The organism is Bacteroidales bacterium (genome assembly GCA_014860575.1).
GTDB lineage: Bacteria > Bacteroidota > Bacteroidia > Bacteroidales > JAAYJT01 > JAAYJT01.
In genome coordinates, this window is record JACZJK010000028.1 from 78,382 (window position 1) to 101,905 (window position 23,524).

A 23,524-nucleotide genomic window follows, 5' to 3' on the forward strand; every position below is an offset into this window, starting at 1 on the left:
TTGCGCCAAAATTAGTTAAAAATTTTGAGGCTGAGGCTGAGGCTAAGACTGAGGCTAAGGTTAAGGAGAGGAAGGTCAGGATAATTGGAGATCAGATTTGGAGCTGGTCATCCAAGCTTCTGTTCAAAGTACTTTTTTTTGATCTGGTGAATGGGGTACCAAACTGCCGGCAAACCGATTCCGATCACCATAAGTAAAACATAAACAAAGTCAATAAATTGGAGTTCAACCGGGTAAGCCTCTACCACAAATGAACCTCCTCCTGAATGCAATGGCACAACTCCAAATTGGATTTGAACCCAGCAAATCAGTGCGCCGAGAATCATACCCAGGATGGCGCCTGAAAAAGTAATTAAAAATCCCTCGGCGAAAAAGATTCGTTTTATCAGCGTTTCGTTTGCTCCCATGCTGTGCAACACTGCAATATCCTTTTTTTTGTCGAGGATAAGCATGGATAAAGTCCCAATAATATTAAACGTGGCGATAAAAAGAATGAAACCAAGGATCACGAAAATGGCCAGTTTTTCCGATTTCATGATCTTATAAAGCATTTCCTGTTGTTCGTAACGATCTTTGACGCTGAAACGATTGCCGGCAATTTTTTTTATTTCTTCTTTGATCCGCGCAATATTCGCATTCTCTTGCAAGGTAATTTCCACGGCTGTAGTTTCGGATTCGAACCCAAAAAGGTTTTGGGCAAATCGTATTGGTACAATTACATAACGTGTATCAAAATCCTGCTGGACAGAAAAAATGCCCGATGGAAAAATTGTTTTGCTGATAAAAGCCTGTTCGGGCAAGGTGCCGGTAAAACCACTACGTTTTGGTGCATACATGGCAATGGGGTTCAGAAAATCATTCAGGTTTGCCCCTAATTGAAAAGCCACACCATAACCCAGAATAATATAATCCAGTTCATCGCGCTGCAAAGTGAAGCTTCCACTTACAATCATCGAGTCCAGGCCACTGAAATCCTCAAAGTATTCAGCAACGCCTTTGACAGTAACCAGCGCTTGGCGATCCATGTATTTCAACAAAGCGGTTTCTTCAAGCACCCCGGTGTATTGTATCACTCCTTGTAGATTTCTGATCTGGTCTCCTGAAAGATCATCAGGCAAAAAGGTTTTTCCTTCCACCAATGTAATTTTCAGATCCGGGTCAAAAGTGTTGAACAAGGATTTAACCAACGTTTCAAAACCATTAAACACTGAAAGCACAATTACCATAGCCATAGTTCCAACCAAAACACCCACCACCGAAATGATTGAGATGATATTAACAATGTTATGGCTCTTTTTCGAAACCAGGTATCGCTTGGCTATGTAAAGGGAAAGGTTCATGGGTTGTGATGCAGTGATGCCGTATGTTCTTGATGCTTGATTCTTGTTGCTGGTTTCTAGTTGCTGGTCTCTTCGTCCCTCGTCCCAGTTTCTTACCTCATGTCTCTTGATTCTTGTGTCTTGTCTCTTGTTTCTTGTCTCTTAAAACCTCCCTACTTCCACGCCTTAACTATCAGTCCTGTCCCAGTTTTATGATTCATTCTTACATCGGCAAAGTTAAGTATGAAGCAAAAAGGAAAGACCAGCAGGTAGTAAAACGGCAACAAGACGAAGAACAATTTAGAAGCACCTAACATTTTGATTGGGTATTTCATCGAAAGTCTCCATGAGATTTTTCCTGGTAAGCCATATTGATATTTAGCTGCGGTATACTTAAACCCCGCATTTGCTAATTTTTCCTGGATTTCCAGCTTATTATATCCATCCCTCACATGCTCTTCAATAAACGATGCGTCGTCCTTGCCATGTACATCCGAACCACCCTGATCAGAAGGAGTGGATATCAGCAACAAGCCTCCTGGTTTCAATGAATTATAGAAATTGCGGAAAACAGCATTGTCGTCTTCTATATGTTCCATCACATCAACCGACAGAATGAGATCGAAAGTATCGGGATCATTGTATTGCGTGAGATCACCAACTTCAAACTGTGCATTCTTCCTTCCGGCCTTCGAAAAAAAGGCGTTGCAATCATCAACCTGTTCTTTTTTTACATCAATGCCTGTTATTGACCAGCTTTTGAATTTCCGCGCCAACCAATAGGAATATTGTCCGAACCCGGAGCCTGCATCCAATGCCTTAAGAATTGGCTGCTGGTTTTGAGACCATTTTTTTAGTTCATGTTTAATGTGCCAGGTTCGTAAAAGAAGCAGATCCAGTGTGAAGTAAAATAGCTTCCGGGCAAAAAGCTTCCGGCCAATTACACTGCCAAGGGATTTTTTAATGGGGTCGTAATGCATGCTGAATCAGTAGGTAGGAAGCAACTAATCGTTCAACAACTCTTCAATGTGGTCAATATAATCCAGCGAATCATCCATGTAAAAGTGCAATTCAGGAATAATCCTAACCTGGTTTTTGATCCGTATGGCGAGGTAATGCCTTATTTCCTTAACCTGTGATGAAATCCTCTTCAATTGTGCTTCTTTGTTTTTTGAAGCAAAGATGCTCAGATATATCCTTGCAGTTGAAAGGTCGGGGCTGACACGCACTTTGGTAACGGTAATCATGGCGCCTTCAAGAAAATGGCGGGCTTCGTTGATAAAGATATCACCCAGGTCTCGTTGCAGCAGCCGGGCTACCTTGCTTTGTCGTAGAGTTTCCATGTGGCAAAGGTACGATTAATAAGAACAATTGATTCAATAGAGAGAGTTTTGAGTAAAGAGGCCAATTGGCAGAAAATACAATAGCAGTCAACGCACTGATCGAAAAAGCCTAAAACAGTCAATGCATTGATTGAAATTCCCCAGAAGTATTCAATGCGGTTAAAGAATATTTCTACAAACTGTCAATACGGTGAAGACATCGGTGATACTGCTATAATTCAATCCCTACAGGATTGAGGTGTAGGAGTCACTTTCACTAACTACAATAACTTATGCCTTACAGGCATATGGGATCCCACAAAAGTCACTGTAATTCTGATCCCTATCACCCCAGCTAATTTTCCGCTTGACGGGTACATCTTGGATGCAATTCTGGCACGATTTACTTCAACAGGTTTTCCGCGTAGCGGATATATTATTGTAGAACAACCCGGTAATGACGAACCAAATCCCTGTAGGGGATTCATTTAAAGCAGGTTTGTGCCAAGTTATAATTCAATCCCTACAGGATTGTGATTTATCCGCCCATTTCATTAGCTACAATAGTTGATGCCCTATAGGCATATGGATTCACATAAAGTCTATGCTATTCTGATCCACATTGTACTCCATCAGGTATTCCGCGTATCGGATACATTATGTAGTACCTAGATTATCGTTCAAATATCTTCAATTATTCCACTATGGTAATTAATCCCTAATTTTGTTACCGCTTCTAACGCTTAAACAGCAAACGAAACACCTTATGCACCAACTCAGAAGTAAAACTTTAAACCTTGCCCGTGAAATCCATGCTAAGATAGTAGAATATCGCCGCCATTTTCATGCCCACCCCGAACTTTCCATGCAGGAATTTGAAACTGCATCCTACATTGCAGAAAGGTTGAAAGAATGGAATATTCCGTTCAAGAGTGGGATCGCAAAAACAGGGATTGTGGCTACCATTAAGGGTAAAAATCCCGGCAAAGATCTGATTGCCCTGCGGGCCGATATGGATGCATTACCTATAAAAGAGGTCAGCCCTGTGCCATACAAATCGCAAAACGAAGGTGTGATGCATGCATGCGGCCATGATGTGCATATGGCTTCTTTGCTTGGCACAGTGTATATTTTGAACCAACTTAAAGACGAGTGGGAGGGAAGCGTCCGTGTTATTTTTCAGCCATCCGAAGAAGCTTATCCCGGTGGTGCTTCATTGATGATCAAAGAAGGCGTGCTTGAAAACCCACAACCGCGTTGCATTTTCGGGCAGCATGTTTTTCCGAACCTTGATACTGGCATGTTTGGGTTCAGACCAGGGCCTTCTATGGCATCAACTGATGAAGTTTACATTACTGTAAAAGGCAAAGGCGGCCACGGTGCTACCCCGGAACTGAACATTGATCCGGTTGTGGCGGCAGCGAACATACTCATTGCTTTGCAGCAACTTGTAAGCCGTAACGCGCCCCCACTTGTTCCTACTGTGCTATCATTTGGCCGATTCATTGCCGACGGTAAAATGAACATCATTCCCAACGAGGTAACACTGGATGGAACCATCAGAACTTACGATGAAGAATGGCGAAAAGCGGCTCACGAGAAAATCACACAAATTGCTGAAAAAACCGCTGAGGCCCATGGTGCGACCTGTGATGTTCGCATTGTACATGGCTATCCAAGCTTGCTGAACGATAAAGAAGTAACCGAACGGGCTATGAAACATGCCGCGGAGTTATTGGGTCAGGAAATGGTTCAGGAAATTGAACCCCGCATGACCGCCGAAGATTTTGCTTATTACTCCCGCATAGTGCCTGCATGTTTTTATCGCATTGGGATCCAAAATACAGAACAAGGTATCACGGCCAACCTTCACACCCCAGATTTTGATATTGATGAAAACGCTTTGCTCACAGGCCCGGCTTTGATGGCCTGGCTGGCGATCAGGGAATTGCAAAACGGCATTTAGTGTAATTATAAAGTTGGCTACCATATAAACACGCACATAATGGCACGAGAATCAATAACAGCGATTTTGATAATTTTAACTCTACTTGGATGTTCCTATAGTTCGGGGTCCCACTCAAATGCAAATAAATCAGACACGACAGAAATAAATAGTATTAATTTCAGAGACTTTGTTGAAAATATGCCCAGTAAAAACTTACCATTGACTATTGAGTGTGGCTTTCAAACTGCATTAAATGAAAAGGACTTCAATAAGACGTATCAACAATTTATTCCTGAAGGTTTTGAAGTTGTAGGAAACCTTAATGTAAACAAAGACATGAGTCTTATTTTATTTGCAAGAATTGGAGATATCCTTTATCCATATTTGTTTTCGTATGATAATGACGGTCAAAAAATCGACTCAATTTATTTACATATAAGTACATGTGCTGGAGACCCTTACCTTGAATTATCAACATGGTCTGTTATTGACAAAAACATCACTATAAACATGACCGATACAGCCAAATTCTTTTATTATCATGAAAATGAAACTGAATATTTTAGAAGGTTGGACTCAACGATTGTAACGAAAAGGATTATGCAAATGGATAATACAGGAAGATTTATCAAGATAACTGAAAAAAAGAAAAAGAATGAAATAGTCGCCAAAATGGTATAGCCAACGATAACGAGGCTTGGTGGTCGTTTTGCGGTCGCTGCTCCGCTTAGGCTTTTGTAGCGGTGGATACTGACTAAACCCGTAAATCAGCTAATGTGGATATATCAGGAACGTTATAGTCGTTGTTAAAACGGCGTTATTGGGATGAATTGAACAGTTAAAGAAATAATCCTGTGCATGTAACCCCCGTCGCAAACCTGCGTCAAACTCACAGGTATGGCTCAAATGGATGATAATATGATTATCGCCAGGATTCTTGAAGGAGAAACGGCGGCTTTCGAACACCTTGTTAATCGTTACAAAGACATGGCGTTTTCGATTGCACGTCGTGTGTGCGCTAGCTCTGAGGATGCTGAGGAAGTTGCACAGGACGCTTTCTTGAAGGCTTATCAGGCGCTGGATAAATTTAAGCAGGAGTCGAAGTTTTCAACATGGCTTTACAGGATCGTAACCAACACTGCGATTTCTTCGACCCGCAAAAAGAAAATTGCCATGGCATCGTTGGATGAATCATTGGTAGAAAGCTTCTCGGAAGATGAAGTGAAAGAAAACCTGGACCATTTCAGTTCAGAGGAGCAAAGCCGCTATGTGAAAGAAGCCATGCAGCAGCTTCACCCAAAGGATGCCTTGCTCATAAACATGTTTTATACCGATGAACTGAGCATAGAAGAGGTATCGGAAGTTACGGGTCTGAGCCAGGCAAATGTGAAAGTAAAGCTGCATAGGATCAGGAAGAAATTATACGTTCTGCTTGACGACATGTTTAAGAAACCAAATCTGTCGGTAGTTCGTTAAAAATATATGTTATGGAAAAAGAACAATTAAAAGATGATTTTTTGGGAAGTCTGTTAAAATCAAGTCAGACAGAGAAACCAAGCTTCAATTTCACTGCAAATGTCATGAGTGACATCCAGCAACTTGAAGCTGAAAAAGCGCGCAATCCTTTATTTTCAATTGGAAATATCCTGCTGGCAATTGGAGGCATCATTGCATTGGTATTGGTTTATTTTGTTGTTTGGCCTTTCCTGGGCGATTTTGGCCTTTTCACACAAGGTTTGAACCCGGAGCGCTACGGCAATTATTTGAATACGATCATGAGTTCTTTCCAGGGCCTGCTGTCGGTGATTGAGTATTTAAAAGGTTCATCAATAACCCTTATTGTATTGTTTGTGATCCCGGCGTTGGTAATTCTCGACAGGGTTCTTAAGCGGGTGACCAGCCGGACATACTTATTCCTCTTTTAACTATTGTTGCCACTGATTCACGGATAAATGTGGAATGATTAGAAACATCCTTGAATCCGCCCCGGCGGACAGGTCCGTGGCAACGTATTTCTCAATCCTATTAACCAATGATCCCGGAACTTCTTCTGTCAGATATCCAGCAAACAATCAATGCAATTACGGGAACCCCGACAAAGGTAATATCCTTAGATGCTGTTTCCGGCGGAGATATCAACCAGGCGTTCCGGGTTCGAACACAAAGCGGTTTATATTTTCTGAAATACAATGACGCGGTTCGCTTTCCCGGCATGTTCGAAACCGAAGCCCTGGGGTTGAAGCTACTGAAAAGACTGAACGCTCCACGCGTTCCGAAAGCGCTGGCACATGGAGAAAGCGAAAATCACAGTTGGCTCTTGCTCGAATTCATTGAACAGGGCAGCTATGGCAAAAATTTCTGGGATGGTTTTGGATTATTGCTGGCGCAACTGCACAAAAACAGCAACGAATCCTTCGGGCTTGATCACGATAATTATATTGGTTCATTGCCGCAATCCAATAAAAAGCATACAACCTGGAACGAGTTTTTCATTGAGGAGCGCCTTGAAAAACAACTGGAAATGGCAAGAAACAAAGGCCTTGTGGATAACAACCTGATGCGAAGTTTCAATAGGCTGTTCAAAGAAATTCCATCCATTTTTCCGTCCGAACCACCAGCGTTGGTGCATGGCGATTTATGGAGTGGCAATTTTATGTGCGATGCCAACGGAAATCCCTGCATCATTGATCCGGCAGTGTATTTCGGCTTTCGCGAAATGGACATTGCCATGAGCAAACTTTTCAGCGGTTTTGAAAGTCATTTTTATGAAGCATATCATGATGCATTTCCAATGGCGCCGGGCTGGCAGTCCCGCATCGAAATCTGCAATCTTTACCCCTTGCTGGTGCATGTAAATCTTTTTGGCGGGGGTTATCTTGGATCGGTTAAGTCTGTAGTAACAAGATATTAAATTTCAGTAAAGCTGCTTCTGGTTTTCATACGATCGAAATTCTTCTCGAAGAGATTTCTGATCTTTTCTTTTGTAAAAGGTTTAGTAATATAATCATCAAAAACATCCTGAAATTTCTCTATCTCCGTTTGTGCTGCATGAGCTGTTTGTGCTATGATGGGGAGTTGAGGTTTGAACTCCCTGATAAGCCTGGCCGCTGCATAGCCATCCATCTTTGGCATTTTAATGTCCATGAGTACAATGTCAACCGGTTCTTTCCTGCATATATCAACGGCGTGTTGTCCGTTTACGGCACGCAATACTTTATAGTTTAGCTTCTTAAGCAAAATTGACAGATACAGAAAATTTGTCTCTTCATCTTCAGCTACAAGTACCGTTGAATTTGTAACCTGCTGACGAAATAGCTTATCAATGTCATCAGTTTGTATTGCCGGATTATATGGAATGGTAAAGTAGAATATTGAGCCATTTCCCGGTTCTGAGTCCACCCAGATTTCTCCACCAATGAGTTCTACAAAACCTTTGCAGATTGAAAGTCCCAAGCCGGTACCACCAAAGTTTTGTCTGATACTGTCATCTGCCTGCGCAAAGCGTTCAAAAATAATCTGCTGTTTGCTTTTATCAATACCCAAACCTGTATCCCTTACATAAAATTCGAGCATATTGTCTTTTAATTGGCATCCAAGTTCTATTTCTCCTTCCCGGGTGAATTTAAGTGCATTGGTAAACAGGTTGTTAAGGATCTGACCGATTTTAGTCTTATCAGTGTAAATCATGGCATCATCTTCACGGAATGGCAAGTTAAATTTAAGCTGAATGCCTTTGGATATAGCCTGCCCAGAAAAAACAGCAAGTTGATCGCGCATCAGTTTGTTGATATTGATCTTGTCAATAAACAATTCCTCCTGTTTTGTTTCCAGGGCCGAAATGGTAAGCACATCATTGATGATAGCTGTAAGTTGCCAACCTCTATCAATAATTATATCCGTAAAGGTTCTTCTGTCCTCAGGAGTAAGTTCCGGATCGTTGATAAATTCAGAGAATCCGATAATTCCATTGAGCGGTGTACGGATTTCATGCGACAGATTCTGAAGGAATGCTGTTTTCAGATTGTTGCTTTCTTCCGCTTTTTCTTTAGCGATAATGAGCTCATCAAGCATCATTTGACGTTCAAGGTAAATCCCTGTTTCGTGGGCAACCATTTCAAATAAGGCGATATTCGATTCATGATATGCATCCGGATTCGTATAGTGCTGTACCACCATCACACCTGCCACTTTATTACGTATAAAGATCGGAACGCCAAGCCAGCATGCTGAATTGGTACCTAAAGCATCAATATTGTGACTTTTACAGAAATCGCACATTTCGTCACCTCTCAGGAAAACAGTTTCACCTGATTTTACCACATGACCCGAAATGGAGTGGGTTGCATCCCATTCGTCGAAACCATCAATTTCATCACGAAATATAAGTTGCTTTAAAGTGTCAGTTTCAGGGTTATATTTGGCTACAAAAAAGTTAGTTGTGTCAAACAGCAGCCCAAGTTCCTGCCTCACGATCTCAAGCAAATTTTCAACGCTGCTGGCATTATGTATGGAGCGTGCAATATTAAACTGGATTTTCTGGGAGGTTTCCGCTTTTTTGCGACGGCTAATATCCCGTGCGGTGGCCAAAAGGCATTCTTTTCCGAAATACGTTGCTTTATTAACGATCACTTCTTTTGGAAAAATTTCACCAGTTTTTCGCACGCCCCAAAACTCTATGCTTTGTGAGACGCCGGTCAGTGAAACTTCCTGATGTACCTTTTCCAAAGCACCAAGATCATTTAGACCGGTTGCCGAAACAGCAGCAGGACTTTTTCTTGTCATTTCCTCTTTCGGGTAACCATACATAAGCTCGGCTCCGCGGTTTATATCTATAAAGTTCCCGCTTTCATCAATCACGTATATTGCTTCCGAAACCGAGTTAAATATGCTCTCGTATGTATCTTTGGTTATCCTGATCTTTTCCTGTGCGTTTTTTCGTTCGGTGATATCAATTACCGTTGACATTGAACCTATTATGTTGCCGTTTCTATCCTTATCAGGAACCGCATGAAACCAAAAAGTTCTCAGTTCGCCAGATTTCATAAAGATATCCATTTCATATTGCTCACTAATGTTTTTACTGCGTTTTGTATCCCGATTTCGCATAATTTCTATATCAGCAGGTTTTAGCAAAATATCATAGCCTGATTTGCCAATAAGCTCATTTGCTGCATAACCCGTTAATTCACAAAGCATGGGATTTACAAATTGAATCACACCCCTGAGGTCGGCAACCACCAGACCTTCCTGCATTTGTTCAACAAGTCTGCGGTGTTTTTCTTCGCTTTCCAGCAATGCACGTTCTGCTTGCTTGCGTTCGGCAATATGCTCTTCAAGCTTAGCCGCATGTTTCGTCAAATCCTCGAAATTGCGATTATTGTCTATAATATGGGCAGTCTGGTTGGCAAATCCCAGAAGCAGGCGTATTTCTTCATCAGTAAAATGATGGGGTTTACCAATTGAAGACAGAATTAGGGTACCAATAGTTTTCTCTCTCAGGCGAATAGGCAAATATAAATTAGACCGTAAGTTCCTTAAACGGATGATTTCCTGTTCCGGAGCTGTGAGATTTACTTTTTGGGTATCGGGCATGATTACATGATTTCCCGTCTTAAAAACCTGTTCTACATGGGGATGGTCACTCAGTGATGTAATCCTGAGTGTTTCAGGAAAACCTTCAGGTAAGGCAGGCGCTGTGGCCGCCAGTTTTATACTTTCCTGATCCTGCAGTAGATAGACGGCGCCGCTTCCTAAACCCAGGATACTTGTTGCATTGTCCACAATCATTTGTATAATCTGTCCCTGCCCTGAGGTTAAAGCCATTTTCTGGCTGATCTGCAGAAAGGATTCAAGCCGGGAATTGCTTTCCTGAAGAGCCAATTCAACACGCTTTCGGCTGCTAATGTCCCGGAGGATGCAAAGAATTCCTTCAGGAACAGGATCCACGTTCGCCTCGTACCATGCTTTGCGGCCATCCTCAAAAGTATATTCATTGGAAACTATATCTGATTCACGGGTTTTCATAACTTTTTTAAAGACCTTGAAAAACTCGGTTTTCTCAACACCCGGAAAGAGGTCAGTGAGTTTGTTCCCCAGCAAATGCTCACGGGTCATGTCTGCAAACCGTGTGGATGCTTCATTGGTCAGGATAATCCTGTAATCTTTATCGAGAACGCTAACACTATCAGAGATGGATTCCAGTAAGGCACTGTATTGTCGTTCAGTCTTATTCAGCGCTTCCTCTGTTTTATGTTTTTTGATGAAAATGCTTACCTGGTTTACAAAAGCCTCAATCAGTTCTGCGTTGAATTCAAGGCTTTTTTGGTCTACTGCAATAGTGATGTTTCCAAATGTCTGTTTGTCCTGCTTAAAGGCAATGCAATACAGCTTTTCAATTGAAAGTAATTTTTTAACAGTTTTTTCTACGGCATCCGAAACCCTGTTGTTGAATAAACCTGGGAAGTCAAACTCCAGTTCTACAAGTTTTCCGCTAATAATTTGATTGTAATATTTTGTGCTGATCTCTCCCTCCAGATTCCTCATATCAAAACCAAAAACCCTGCTTAAACCGCTTATCTTTTTGCCGACACCCTCAATATGTTGCATCTTCCACCTGTTAGCCTCATGATTGTACTCCACAATGGCAACAATGCTCTTATTTTCTAATAAGACATGTAATTTACGGGCCGTATAGGCATACAGATCTTTGATGGAAGTGATTCCAACCAACTCATTGACTGTCTGAGCCAGAAATGCATAACGCTTTTCGCTTTCCTTCAAAACCTGCTCTGCATTCTTGAGGATTGGATCGTTTGTAATATCCATAATGATGGGTTCGAAAATTCTAGTTCATACTGGTGATGGTATGCCCTTGAGGCAGCCTAATAACATTTCGCTGGAAGCCACGAAAATACAAACAATTTTTTCTTAATTTCTAGTGATAAAGTATTGAATGACTATTTTGCATGAAATTTTTACATTTCCTGAAAAGAATCTTGCACAGATTAAGCCCGCTATGTCGTATTTCCGATGTCCACCTGCTGGCATTCATGCATCTAAAACTACAAGCTTTATCATTGATTGATGCAAATATGCTTTTTGAAGGCGATAATCTCATTTCGGTGAAGGCGGGTATTGTATTATTGCAGAACTTTGAATTTTGAACCGCTTGCACTACATGCCCAACAGCCGTTAACCTTGAACCTAAAACACTTCACCATTCCTCTTTTTATCCCCATGCAGGGCTGCCCTTTTGATTGCGTGTTCTGCAACCAGCGGAATATTACCGGGCAACAGCATGTTATGAGTGATGATGAAATTGGTTCAAAAATTGAAAGCCACCTCAGTACTTTACCTAAAGAAAATAGCATCATCGAAATCGGATTTTTTGGCGGAAGCTTTACTGGACTTCCAATTGATGAGCAAAAGCATTATCTGAAGCTGGTTCAACCTTGGATTGAAAGCGGGGAGGTGACGGGAATCCGTTTATCCACACGGCCGGATTATATTAATGCTGAAATACTTGCCATACTGAAAGACAACGGTGTGAAAACCATCGAATTGGGTGTACAAAGCATGGATGATGAGATGCTGAGGAAAGCGGGGCGAGGACATACGGCTGAAGATATACAACAAGCCGCTACCCTGATTAAAGAAAGCGGCTTTTCATTGGGTTTGCAGATGATGATTGGTCTGCCCGGCGATACAATCGAAAAATCAATGCAAACAGCGCAGGAAATCATAAAACTTGAAGCTGATTCCACACGCATTTACCCAACGCTGGTGATCAGACACACAGGGCTTGAATCGCTTCACAAGCAGGGCAAATTTGAACCACTTTCGCTGGAGGAAGCTGTAAATTGGTGTAGCAAGATTGTCCCTCTGTTTGAAGAGGCTGGGGTGAATATCCTACGTTTGGGTTTACACCCATCCGAAGGCATCCTGCGCGGTGATGAACTGGTTGCAGGCCCATTCCATGTTGCGTTTGGTGAAATGGTGTATTCAAAGATCTGGAAAAACATTCTCAGAGAACTGAAATCTGAGCCCAGTGCCGAAATCACGATTTTTATGAACCCCAAGCAGATCAACCATGCCATCGGGCACAAAGGAATGAACAGGAAAATGCTGGAGCTTAGGTTTGGAAAGGTAAATTTCAGGGGAGATGATAATTTGGTGGGTAGACGTTTTGTAAAGACCCAAATTCCAAGCTCCAAATTCCAAGCTCCAAGTCAAAAATCAAAAGCTCAAACAGTAGAATTCCAACCTAACCCAATTAACCTTTTATCAAATTGACTAATCGACATTCCATCACTCCATCACTCCATCACTCCATTACTCCAATTAAACAGCATTACTGTATAACTGCATAACTGCAACACAATAAAAAAGTGATAATCATTGACAAAAAGATGCCTGAAACGGCAAAGGAAAAACTGACAGTTTTCGGTGGGTTGCTGGAACTGGAAACCTCCGGCATAACTTACCCGGCGATTTCGGGGCATCCGGATATTTTCTTTTGCCAAACGCCGGCTGGTTTGATCGTGGCTCCGAATTTGCCAGAAGAATATTTCAGCTTGCCGGATCAGTACAAAATAATCTATAAGAAAGGTGAGAAGGCTGTGGGAAAGACTTATCCGCACACGGCTCCTTACAATGCTGTGGTCACATCAGAATATATCATCCACAACTTGAAATATACGGATCCGATATTGCTGGAAGCTTGCGAAGGATTAACACCAATCCATGTGAACCAGGCTTATACCCGCTGCAATCTGCTTGCGCTGAATGAAAACCTGTTTATTACTTCTGATAAAGGAATTTGTAATTCGCTATTGGATCATGGCTTAAACTGCCATTATTTTCCACCTGACGAAATCAGGCTAGAAGGTTTCCCCAATGGTTTTCTTGGCGGTGCCTGCGGAATATGGGATCAGAAACTATTTATCTGCGGAAGCCTGAGACATCATTCCTGGGGCAATGAGTTCAGGAAAATTGTTGAAGCGGAAGGGTTTGAAATTATTGAGTTGGTGGATGGAACATTAACGGATGTTGGGAGTATTTTTTTTGAATAATAGAAGAATTGAACATTAGAACAATAGAGCAAATGAATTTTGAATTTCCTAATCCTTATATAACACCACGCACGGGCAGATAGCGAAATCTCCGGAGTGAAACTATTCGGTGTCTGCATCACCCCATTACTCCATCACCCCATTACTCCATTACTGCACAGTAACACTGCATCACTGTATAACTGAATCACAACTATAAATTCGTAATAAGCTTAAACCCCGATCCATGTACGTTGATCAGTTCTACCGTTGGGTCTTGCTTCAGGTACTTACGCAATTTGGCGATGTACACGTCCATACTGCGGGCGTTGAAGTAGCTGTCGTCGTTCCAGATTTTATGCAGTGCAATTTTACGGTCGAGTACGTTATTCATGCTGTCGCATAAAAGTTTCAGCAATTCAGTTTCCTTCGATGTAAGTTTCTGGGCTTTATCGGCAAAAGTTAAGGTTTGTCGGTTATAATCAAATGTATATCCGCCTATTTCAAAAGTGGTAATATTCTCCCCTGGCAATGAGCCTTGGATGGAACGGCGCAACACCGCTTTCATCCTCACCAGCAACTCTTCCATACTGAAAGGTTTCGTAATGTAATCATCGGCGCCAAGTTCAAATCCTTTGATCTTGTCTTCCTGTAACGATTTGGCGGTCAGAAAAAGAATAGGAATGTTTTTATTGTCGAGGCGGATTTCCTTGGCCAGGCTGAACCCGTCCATCACGGGCATCATCACATCAATGATACATACATCAAACTTGTTTTTGGCATAAGCCTGAAGCGCTTCTTGTCCGTTCACACACAAAGTGGTTTCATACGTCTTTGCTTCCAGGTATGATTTAAGAATGTTCCCGAGATTCCGGTCGTCCTCAGCCAAAAGGACTCTTAGTTTTTCTTCGTCCATGTTGTATCCCTTCTTGTAAATAGAATGTTAATAAACATATTATCAGTTAATTCATCCCCAGTAACGTAGTGTTGGAGTAATGGTAATTAATACCACAACACTCCATTACTCCATCACTCCAGCTTTATGTTCTGCCAATCACACCATAAATATAAGTTTCGTCAATCACCAAACGGCAATAAAATCCTGAACCTCGTTCCCTGTCCCTGCTCACTCTCTACGGTTATACTACCCTTATGTTTGTCCACAATAAATTTTACATAACTCAGTCCCAACCCATAGCCTTTCACATTATGAATATTACCAGTTGGAACGCGGTATAATTTCTCAAAAACTTTAGTCTGGTTGCTTTTGCTGATGCCTACACCATTGTCAGAAACCGCAATAACAATTCCGTTATCAACATTGCTGGTACTTACTACAATACGTGGTTTGCTGGGAGTGTACTTGTTGGCATTGTCGAGCAGGTTCGTAATTATATTTGTAATGTGAACCTTGTCGGCCATCAATTTGCTTTGTGAGGCTTGCAGATCAGTCAGTATTTGCCCGTCGCGGATTTCCACCTGTATACTCATGGTTTTTACAACATCGCGGATGATATCATGCACATCGAAAAGTTCGGGTCGTAATTTCAACTCGCCTTTTTCTAGAATTGCGGTTTGAAGAATTTTCTCGGCCATTACACCCAAACGGCGATTTTCCTCACTGATGATGCTGATGTAATTTTTATACAAACTTTCTGACTTCTGAATGTCTTTATCGCCCAGGGCTTCGCAGGCAAGTGCAACAGTTGATATTGGCGTTTTGAACTCATGGGTCATATTATTAATGAAATCGGTTTTCATCAGCGATAGTTTTTTCTGCTGAATGATGGTGTGGATCGCATAATAGAAAGCACCAATAAGGATCAATACAATGAGAATGGAAACAGCCAGCATACCCGTAAGCTGGATAAGCATAAAACGCATTTGTTTCGGAAAATACAGCACAAGGTAATCAGAACCCGAAAACAGATTGCCGGGGGCCAGGGGATACACGAAACCTTCGTCAAGCAAGGCCTGAGTGAAATCACTGGTTTTCTCAATCAGCAGGCGATTTTGCATTGAACTGAAAATACCGAATTCATAATCAGTACGCAGACCTGCATGAGATAATTCAACACCAATCATCGAATCAAGACTTGCCTTGTCATAGCGTTCGTGGCTGCGGCCAGGATTTTGGGCAATGATCATTTCCTCAAAAAGCTCACTAAGCATTTCGGTTTGCTGCCGGTAATTACTTTCAATAGAGCTTGGATCTGAACCCGGAGCTTTTTCTGAAAAACTAATTGTATCACGTTGTCTGACGGTTTCCCAATGATCATCTCTAAACACATCCACCTGCTCATATTGCCTTGACCAGGAATACTCTGATGGATTTATCGAATCGTTAAGCTTTTGGGAATAGTATGCATAACTCAATGAATCAAGCGAACGCAGGATCTGGTCGCTGCGCTGACGGAGATTGAAATCCCGCGCCAGTTCCATCTTCTGCAATTTATTGGCGATGTTGCCTGCAACTTCATTTACCCTGCGATGGAAATGGCTTTCCTCCACCTTAATGGCGCTGTTGATCCAATACAATTGTATGGCCACCAATGTAACAAGTGCCACGGTAACAAGAAGGATAATGAGTATTATTCGTCGGCGGTTCACAACAACAAAAGTACTGCAAGGCAAAGGATTACAACAGGAGCTTAACACTTTTTAACGTTTCTTCGGTTTTGTTAACACTTTAAGGCTGTTGACTGTTATATTTTTGCGATATAATTTTTCTCATAACCTCAAACAGATTACTTTTTGGTTTTATGTTAGGTGTGGTAAAAAGCCCTGAAGTAACTTGATTTTTGTTGTTTGTTTTGGAGTGCGGCCGCTAGGCCGCACTTTTTTTATAATTTTACCCATTACGAAATTTAAGACAATACTCACATGAACATGCTGAAAGTAGATATCCGCTCAATTGAGAAATTTATTGATCCTGAAGACATTAAGAAATTAGAAACCGACCTGAAAATCCATCATCACGATCTGGTAAGCGGAACAGGTGCCGGCAGTGAATTTACAGGATGGGTTAGACTTCCCTCTTCCACTTCGAAGGAATTGCTTGACGATATCATGCTGGAAGCCCAACGCCTGAAAGAAAAATCAGAAGTGGTTGTGGTGGTCGGTATAGGCGGTTCATACCTTGGAAGCAGAGCGGTAATCGAAGCTTTGCAGCATCAGTTTGCAGGAATGCTGCCTGCTTTTAAGCGTCCGGGGCCTCTGGTGCTGTTTGCAGGTAATAACATTAGCGAAGATTATCATTCCGATTTGCTTGAGGTGCTTCAAAAAGTGAACTGGTCGCTGATTGTGATCTCAAAGTCGGGAACCACCACAGAGCCTGCCATCGCTTTCAGGATTCTGAAACAACATCTTGTCAGGAAATACAGCGTGGGCGAAGCGCGCAAACGCATCATAGCCATCACGGATAAATCAAAGGGAGCCTTAAAAAGCCTTGCCGATGAAGAAGGATACAAAACTTATATTGTGCCCGATGATGTAGGCGGTCGTTATTCTGTATTAACCCCGGTTGGTTTATTACCAATTGCGGTTGCTGGGTTCGATATACACAAACTTATGCAAGGTGCCGCGGAAATGGAGAATATCACTTTAGCTTCGCACCTGATTGAAAAAAATCCTGCCGCGCTTTATGCTGCTGCCCGTAATGCTTTGTATCGCAAAGGAAAACCGGTTGAGATCATGGTCAATTATCAGCCGAACCTGGTGTTTTTTACCGAATGGTGGAAGCAACTCTATGGTGAAAGTGAAGGCAAAATGCAACGCGGCATTTTCCCCGCAGGCGTGACTTTTACCGCTGATTTGCACAGCATGGGTCAGTACATACAGGAAGGCCTGCGCATTATTTTTGAAACAGTGCTTTCAGTTGAACAAAGCAACAAGGAACTCCATATTCCACTTCTTGACAATGATGCCGATGGGCTGAATTATATTGCAGGCAAACAACTTCATGAAGTGAACCGGATGGCAGAGTTGGGAACCTTGCTTGCACATATTGACGGCGGCGTTCCTAACATCAGGATCAGCATTCCCGCTATTGATGAATACAATATTGGCAGTTTGATCTATTTCTTTGAGTTTGCCTGCGCCCTCAGTGGTTATACCCTTGCTGTGAACCCATTCGATCAGCCAGGCGTTGAAGCGTATAAGAAGAATATGTTTGCATTACTTGGAAAGACTGGTTTTGAGGCGGAAGGGCAGATATTGAAGAAAAGGCTTGGAGATGTTTAAGACTTGGAGAGTTGGAGAATGCGGGACAAGAAGAAAATGGAAATAACATCTAACACTGCGATAAATTGAATTTTAGCGAACTAATAGTAATCCGTCAAAGCGTAAGGCGTTACGAACCACGGCCTGTTGAAAAGGAAAAACTTATGCAATGCCTCGAGGCTGCGCGTCTGGCGCCATCTGCAAGTAATTCTCAGCCCTGGTATTTTGTAGTGGTGGATGAACCTGAACTTAAAGACAAAGTAGCCAGAGCCACTTTTGATTCTGTACTTACATTCAACAAGTTTGCATTGCAGGCTCCTGTCATCATTGTACTGGTGTCTGAAAAAGCAGGCCTGATCACCCGCCTTGCAGCTAAGATAAAGAAAAGAAATTGGAGCCAGGTTGATACAGGAATTGCTGCCGAACACTTCTGCCTGCAGGCTGCTGAACTGGGTTTGGGAACATGCATGTTAGGCTGGTTCTATGAAGACAAGGTGAAAAAACTATTGAACATCCCCAAAGATAAATTCATTGGTTTGCTCATCACCCTGGGATATCCGTCCGAAGACTATCGCCTGCGCGAAAAAACACGCAAACCTTACGATGAGGTAATCGGGTTTAATGGGTATCACAGGAAATAGCCTTATTTTTGCCTGCAACTAACGAGTAGCACTGATAATTTCATGAGAATTGAGAATATTTTTTTTGTTGGATTGCTGATCGGAACATTTCTATCAGGTTCTGACCTCAATGCCCAAACACCGGAACTGAACTTCGAAAAATACCAGGCGTATCGTAAGCGACTGTTGAATGATTTCATGGTTTCCAGCAGTGGCGATGAACTGGGAACCAACATTCCCGCCTCCATCAGGAATAAAAAAACCAGGCAAATTCGGTGGGGTGATGCGACAATAAATCTCAGTAATTATATGGCAGTGTTGGCAACAGAATATGCACTTTTCAAAGCAAACAATATTCCGGTTGATGAAACACTTTTAGAACTCCACAATGCCTTGTTAGCTATGGAAAGACTTGATGTAAGCGCGGGTATTTTCTATTCCGACCGCAATGCTCAGCCTACTCCCAATGGCTTTTTCATCAGGGATGATATACCTGCAAATTTCACAAGGGACTGGGAATGGAAGAATCCATCGTTTGCGGATTATCACTGGGTGAAATCGGATTACATTGATCAGAATATAAGCCTGAATGAAATGAGCCAGGATCAGGTTTGGCACCTTATAGTTGGCCTTGCCCTCATCAGCCACCTGGTTGACGATACTACGGGATGGAGCGTGCCTCAATACCACGGCCCCCTCAGGTTCACTCTTTCACAGCGGGCTATGGTTGCAGGCTACCGGATTATCGAAATCATGCGTAGCAGAAGTTGCCTGATTAACTCAAAAAAAGGCAATGGTTACCTTTTTGTTAATTACTGGCATTTGAAAAATCCTGCAACCGGAAAAAGAGTTAAAAGAGGGGCAAATCCCAATTTCCTGAAATATGGATTTGCAGAATCGGGGAACTTCATATCGCAAATGGCTTTTGGGGACTTGCATTGGGGTAATTCACGACGCGGGGGAATCTGGTACAACCTCTCAAAAACTTTCCAGTACCTGCAGCGGTTCACTGCTTCAGGAAATTTTGAATACCTGTATTACCTGGGTTCAACAGCAACGGTTGGAAATGTGTGGAGCACCCGCGATTTGATCTGCATGTTTAACCGCCACCAAAAACTACCCTTTATCCCGAACCCACAATACGAGCACTTTGCTCTTATTTCCTGCCTGCTGCATGACGATTGCCCAAAGATGCTGCAAAAGGAAAAATCATTGTATGAAACCCTTCTTGACAAAGCCCCTGCGGAGGGTCCGTTTAATTATGGATACGACTCCGACAATCTGTATGAATATGAGTGGTCGTCAATCCATCGTTTTGTATGGCCCGAAAGAAGAGGTTCGGGAACTGGCGAACACCACCAGGGTGATTACAACGGTTTGGACTATATGATGCTGTACAATCTTTATTACTTGGTTTATAACCCTGGCGGTTTAAAAGGGTATGATTTCAAAGGGTTTTAAGTTGTAAAAGGCTGTTAAGTTTGTTCTGGCTCAATCTACAATTACCCGTGGTATAGATTTTGGCAATCGTGCCAGCAATTCATAATTCAATTGTTTGTTAAAGTCGCCAAAGCTTGCAACAGTTATTTCAGCTTCCTGTTGTCGCCCTATCAAGGTTACTTCATCACCGGGCATTACACCGGGAAGTGAGGTAACATCCACCAGGAGCATGTTCATGTTTACCAATCCAATAACTGCAACCCTGCTTCCCTGTATGAGCACCCTTCCCTGATTGCTAAGGCTGCGGCTGAATCCACTGGAATACCCCACCGGGATCACAGCAATGCGCGTATTTTCCTGTGCAAGGTAAGCAGTGCCATAACTTATAAATTCTCCGGCAGGTATATCTTTCAATGTCATTACCTGGCTTTTCCATGAAAGGACCCGGCGAAGCGGATCATTTTTTCTGGCTCTATGGCCTATGTATTGGATAAAAGTTTCACGGGTTGGCCAAAAACCATATTGCAGGATTCCGACCCTCACCATATCCATGCGGGTACGCGGGTAACTTAAGGCGGCTGCAGAACAGGCGGTGTGCCTTGTTTCTGCTTCGATACCTTCCCTGAAGAGTAAAGCGCTTAAATGATCAAACTTCTTGATCTGTCGCTGTATCCGGTAATAATTGGCAATGCTTTCAGCACCTGCATAATGTGTGCATAATCCTTTAATTTCCAGATGTAAGATGTTTTGCCTGATAAAAGCTGAGATCTCCTTGAGTTCCTGCTCAGAAAATCCTGTTCGGTTCAGACCGGTTTCCAGTTCAATGTGAATTTTTGCTTTGATACCAAGGGTAGAAGCTATCTGTGCAGCTTCACGGAGGCGTAGAGAGTCAAAAACATAAAACTCGATTCCATTGCTGATTACCCATTCAAGATCGTTGGGATCAATCCAGCCCATAATCATAATTCTTGATTCCTGGCAACAGACTTCCTTAATCCTTGCTGCCTCGTGCGCGCTGAATACACTGAAATGGTCAATTCCAAACTCTTCAGCCATGGGAACAAAAATCTCAATACCGTGACCATAAGCATTGGCCTTTACTACTGAAGAAATACTGGTTTTACCACCAAAGCATTTTCGCATGAAAGCAATGTTGTTTTTTAATGCGCTTTTGCTAATTTCAATGATAGCCGGGTGTTTAATGTTTATCATTTATTTTTGTTTTCAGGTGGTATTTATGTTTCAAATTAATCTGATTCAGTTACAAAACCCCCGCCTTCCTGCAGATTTCAGTGATCAAACGAACCCCGGTTGGGATCAGTTCATCCGGAAAATCATAATTGGAATTATGCAAGGCAGGATGATCTTCACCCGAACCCAGGCCAATCAATGCACCTTTGAACTTCGAAGTAAAATGCCCGAAATCTTCTGTCCATTTAAATGGTTCCGTTAAGTTATGCACATCCAGTTCTGATGTTTTGGCCGCACTTTTAACAAGATCTGCAGCTTCGGGGTGGTTCACTGTAGCGGGGAAAGATTCGGTGTAAGTTATTTCGAATTCCAGATTTTCGGACCTTGCGATGAGTTCAATAATCTCTTTAGCGGCTACCGAAAGTTTTTTGAGGTCTTCGTCTTCATAAGCCCTGAGTGTTGCCATTACTACGGCATCGCCAGGCGTGGTTCCAAAAGCTACATCACCTATTTTAGTATGAATGATAGTAAGTAAAGAAAATGCTTTGAGGTTTTGCATTTCACCGGGCAAGGCTTCCAGTTTATCAAGGATCTTTGACACTGCTTGCACAGGACTGCGCCCTTTTCCGGGTTCAGCAGCATGTGAGGTGCGACCCTGAAGCCTGAGGATCATTCCGGTGGAAGCAGCAGCAAAACGCTGGTCGCTTGTAATAACCTGGTGCATCGGAAGCCCTGGCAGGTTATGAATTGAAAACACAAAATCCGGCTGAAGGGTAATAAAATTTGGATCGTTGATCGCCTTCAAGGCTCCCATTCCGGTTTCTTCAGCAGGCTGGAACAATAAAACTATTTTCCCTTGTTTCAGACGTTGAACGCTCAGATGTTCAGCCAATCCCAGCAGGAATGTCATATGCCCGTCGTGCCCGCACAGATGTGCAACCTGTGATTCGTTTGATCGGTATTCAAAGATATTGCCTTCTTTCAATGGCAATGCATCCAACTCGGCACGGAACATTATTACCGGTCCTTCAATATTACTGGAATAAATTGCAGCTAGCCCATAGCCTCCCAGGCCGGTAATGATATTGTCAGGTTTATACGGCTTAAGCCATGATAAAATTCGAATGGCCGTTTCCTTTTCTTCTCCGGAAATCTCAGGATGCCGGTGAAGCTCATGACGTATTTTGATCAGGTGCTCTAAACTTTGTTTTTTCATCAGCTTACTACTTTAGTAGACCCCAAGTTACATCTTGGTTCGTAAAGAATTAAAGTACAATTATATACAAAGATAATGTATTTAGTGATAACGATATTTTAAGCCTGATAAGTATTATCCGCCAGCTACTTTGAAAGTCATAATGAGGTTTTCATACACACAAATCAGTCATTTACATAATCAAATCGGCCACTCACCTGTTTTCATTTTTTATATTAATGTAACTATTAGAACCTTTGTTGGTCTAATCTTAAAATCAGGCGCCTTTTTAAAAAAGTGTACAATATCGTTCATAAGCTGTTTAATATCGAACAATTTAGATTTAAACCGGGCGTTTTAATTCATTGACCTTAAAGCCCATGAGAACCTGGCATCAGATATGTTTAGGCATAAAAATCTGACAAGAATAATAGTAAGCAAAAATTCCAGCGATGATACATCTCAATAATATCCACAAAACATACATGACCGGAAGCAACAGCCTGCATGTACTTAAGGGAATAGATTTAGAAATTAAGGCCGGCGAAATGGTTTCTATCATGGGCTCTTCCGGATCCGGTAAATCAACACTTTTAAACATTATCGGCATGCTCGACTCGCATGAGAAAGGCGATTACCATCTGGATGGCAAGCTGATCAGGGATTTGAGTGAAACCAAGGCTGCGATATTGCGTAACCGATACATTGGGTTCGTATTCCAGTCCTTTAATCTGATCTCCTTCAAGAATGCAATGGAGAATGTTGCATTGCCGCTTTATTACCAGAACGTTGGGCGCCGCTTGAGAAATAAAATTGCAATGGAATATCTTGAGAAAATGGGGCTCGCAGAATGGGCAGAACATCACCCCAACGAACTTTCGGGCGGGCAAAAACAACGCCTTGCAATAGCACGCGCCATGATTGCCAAACCTAAAGTGATTCTTGCTGATGAGCCTACCGGCGCCCTCGACAGCACAACATCCATGGAAGTCATGGATCTTTTTGACCAGATCAACAAAGAAGGGATCACAATAATAATCGTTACCCACGAACGCGACATTGCCCAACGCACCCGACGCATCATACGCTTACGTGATGGACTAATCGAAAACGACCACAATAATCATGTTGAGAATGGGTATGGGATGAGTGAGAATCTTAAAACAGAAAAAAATACTGTAAGCAGTGATACCAGATAACAGTAACTTGTATCTAACC

The 23,524-nt window shown here is 42.3% G+C and carries 20 protein-coding genes; 11 read left to right on the forward strand and 9 right to left on the reverse strand.

The genetic code is table 11. The features are described 5' to 3' along the window. Positions 1 to 107: 107 nt before the first annotated feature. The 3 genes from IH597_07730 to rbfA all read right to left on the reverse strand — a co-directional run bounded on the left by IH597_07730 (position 108) and on the right by rbfA (position 2,662). Positions 108 to 1,340: an ABC transporter permease gene (locus IH597_07730; GenBank protein MBE0662342.1), complete on the reverse strand. Its 1,233-nt coding sequence runs from the start codon at positions 1,338 to 1,340 to the stop codon at positions 108 to 110. A gap of 152 nt (positions 1,341 to 1,492) precedes the next feature. Further along, entirely contained in the window at positions 1,493 to 2,299 is an 807-nt protein-coding gene (locus IH597_07735; protein ID MBE0662343.1) for a class I SAM-dependent methyltransferase, read from the reverse strand. A gap of 24 nt (positions 2,300 to 2,323) precedes the next feature. Further along, positions 2,324 to 2,662, reverse strand: a complete 339-nt coding sequence (rbfA, locus tag IH597_07740) for a 30S ribosome-binding factor RbfA (GenBank protein MBE0662344.1) — start codon at positions 2,660 to 2,662, stop codon at positions 2,324 to 2,326. Positions 2,663 to 3,407: 745 nt separating this feature from the next. On the opposite strand from rbfA, the gene IH597_07745 reads away from it, so the two are divergent. The 4 genes from IH597_07745 to IH597_07760 all read left to right on the forward strand — a co-directional run bounded on the left by IH597_07745 (position 3,408) and on the right by IH597_07760 (position 6,514). After that, complete coding sequence (locus tag IH597_07745; protein MBE0662345.1) at positions 3,408 to 4,607, forward strand: amidohydrolase; 1,200 nt, start codon at positions 3,408 to 3,410, stop codon at positions 4,605 to 4,607. A gap of 39 nt (positions 4,608 to 4,646) precedes the next feature. Then, positions 4,647 to 5,270, forward strand: coding sequence for a hypothetical protein (locus tag IH597_07750; protein ID MBE0662346.1), 624 nt, complete (start codon positions 4,647 to 4,649; stop codon positions 5,268 to 5,270). 216 nt (positions 5,271 to 5,486) lie between these two features. Further along, entirely contained in the window at positions 5,487 to 6,065 is a 579-nt protein-coding gene (locus IH597_07755) for an RNA polymerase sigma factor (protein MBE0662347.1), read from the forward strand. Between the two features lie 11 nt (positions 6,066 to 6,076). Then, the gene (locus tag IH597_07760) at positions 6,077 to 6,514 is read left to right on the forward strand and encodes a hypothetical protein (protein ID MBE0662348.1); all 438 of its coding nucleotides are present in this window, start codon (positions 6,077 to 6,079) and stop codon (positions 6,512 to 6,514) included. Here IH597_07760 and IH597_07765 read toward each other — a convergent pair. After that, positions 6,474 to 6,602, reverse strand: a complete 129-nt coding sequence (locus IH597_07765) for an S-layer homology domain-containing protein (protein MBE0662349.1) — start codon at positions 6,600 to 6,602, stop codon at positions 6,474 to 6,476. The genes IH597_07760 and IH597_07765 overlap by 41 nt on opposite strands. A gap of 19 nt (positions 6,603 to 6,621) precedes the next feature. Between IH597_07765 and IH597_07770 the strand changes: the two genes are divergently transcribed. Continuing rightward, a complete protein-coding gene (locus IH597_07770; GenBank protein MBE0662350.1) occupies positions 6,622 to 7,500 on the forward strand; it encodes a fructosamine kinase family protein in 879 nt (292 codons plus the stop codon). Here the strand turns inward: IH597_07770 and IH597_07775 are convergent. Next, the gene (locus IH597_07775) at positions 7,497 to 11,414 is read right to left on the reverse strand and encodes a PAS domain S-box protein (protein ID MBE0662351.1); all 3,918 of its coding nucleotides are present in this window, start codon (positions 11,412 to 11,414) and stop codon (positions 7,497 to 7,499) included. The two genes, IH597_07770 and IH597_07775, sit on opposite strands and share 4 nt — an antisense overlap. 372 nt (positions 11,415 to 11,786) lie before the next feature. Between IH597_07775 and IH597_07780 the strand changes: the two genes are divergently transcribed. Beyond that, positions 11,787 to 12,881 (forward strand): radical SAM protein, encoded by a 1,095-nt coding sequence (locus IH597_07780; GenBank protein ID MBE0662352.1) that lies wholly within the window; start codon positions 11,787 to 11,789, stop codon positions 12,879 to 12,881. A gap of 116 nt (positions 12,882 to 12,997) precedes the next feature. Continuing rightward, on the forward strand, positions 12,998 to 13,660 hold the full coding sequence (locus IH597_07785; GenBank protein MBE0662353.1) for a hypothetical protein: 663 nt from the start codon (positions 12,998 to 13,000) through the stop codon (positions 13,658 to 13,660). A gap of 193 nt (positions 13,661 to 13,853) precedes the next feature. Here the strand turns inward: IH597_07785 and IH597_07790 are convergent, their stop codons facing one another. Next, complete coding sequence (locus IH597_07790) at positions 13,854 to 14,555, reverse strand: response regulator transcription factor (protein ID MBE0662354.1); 702 nt, start codon at positions 14,553 to 14,555, stop codon at positions 13,854 to 13,856. A 161-nt stretch (positions 14,556 to 14,716) separates the two neighbouring features. Continuing rightward, positions 14,717 to 16,249 carry a HAMP domain-containing histidine kinase gene (locus tag IH597_07795; protein ID MBE0662355.1) on the reverse strand — a complete coding sequence of 511 codons (1,533 nt, stop codon included), beginning with the start codon at positions 16,247 to 16,249 and terminating at the stop codon, positions 14,717 to 14,719. 273 nt (positions 16,250 to 16,522) lie between these two features. Between IH597_07795 and IH597_07800 the strand changes: the two genes are divergently transcribed. The 3 genes from IH597_07800 (at position 16,523) to IH597_07810 (ending at position 19,941) form a co-directional block, all read left to right on the forward strand. After that, positions 16,523 to 17,881 (forward strand): glucose-6-phosphate isomerase, encoded by a 1,359-nt coding sequence (locus IH597_07800; protein MBE0662356.1) that lies wholly within the window; start codon positions 16,523 to 16,525, stop codon positions 17,879 to 17,881. A 65-nt stretch (positions 17,882 to 17,946) separates the two neighbouring features. Next, positions 17,947 to 18,501 (forward strand): nitroreductase family protein, encoded by a 555-nt coding sequence (locus IH597_07805; protein MBE0662357.1) that lies wholly within the window; start codon positions 17,947 to 17,949, stop codon positions 18,499 to 18,501. A 42-nt stretch (positions 18,502 to 18,543) separates the two neighbouring features. After that, positions 18,544 to 19,941, forward strand: coding sequence for a hypothetical protein (locus IH597_07810; GenBank protein ID MBE0662358.1), 1,398 nt, complete (start codon positions 18,544 to 18,546; stop codon positions 19,939 to 19,941). Between the two features lie 30 nt (positions 19,942 to 19,971). On the opposite strand, the gene alr is transcribed toward IH597_07810, so the two are convergent. Continuing rightward, positions 19,972 to 21,123 (reverse strand): alanine racemase, encoded by a 1,152-nt coding sequence (gene alr, locus IH597_07815; protein ID MBE0662359.1) that lies wholly within the window; start codon positions 21,121 to 21,123, stop codon positions 19,972 to 19,974. Positions 21,124 to 21,181: 58 nt separating this feature from the next. After that, positions 21,182 to 22,327: an amidohydrolase gene (locus tag IH597_07820; GenBank protein MBE0662360.1), complete on the reverse strand. Its 1,146-nt coding sequence runs from the start codon at positions 22,325 to 22,327 to the stop codon at positions 21,182 to 21,184. 431 nt (positions 22,328 to 22,758) lie between these two features. Here IH597_07820 and IH597_07825 point away from each other — a divergent pair, with 431 nt between their 5' ends. Beyond that, the gene (locus tag IH597_07825) at positions 22,759 to 23,505 is read left to right on the forward strand and encodes an ABC transporter ATP-binding protein (GenBank protein MBE0662361.1); all 747 of its coding nucleotides are present in this window, start codon (positions 22,759 to 22,761) and stop codon (positions 23,503 to 23,505) included. Positions 23,506 to 23,524: the final 19 nt, after the last annotated feature.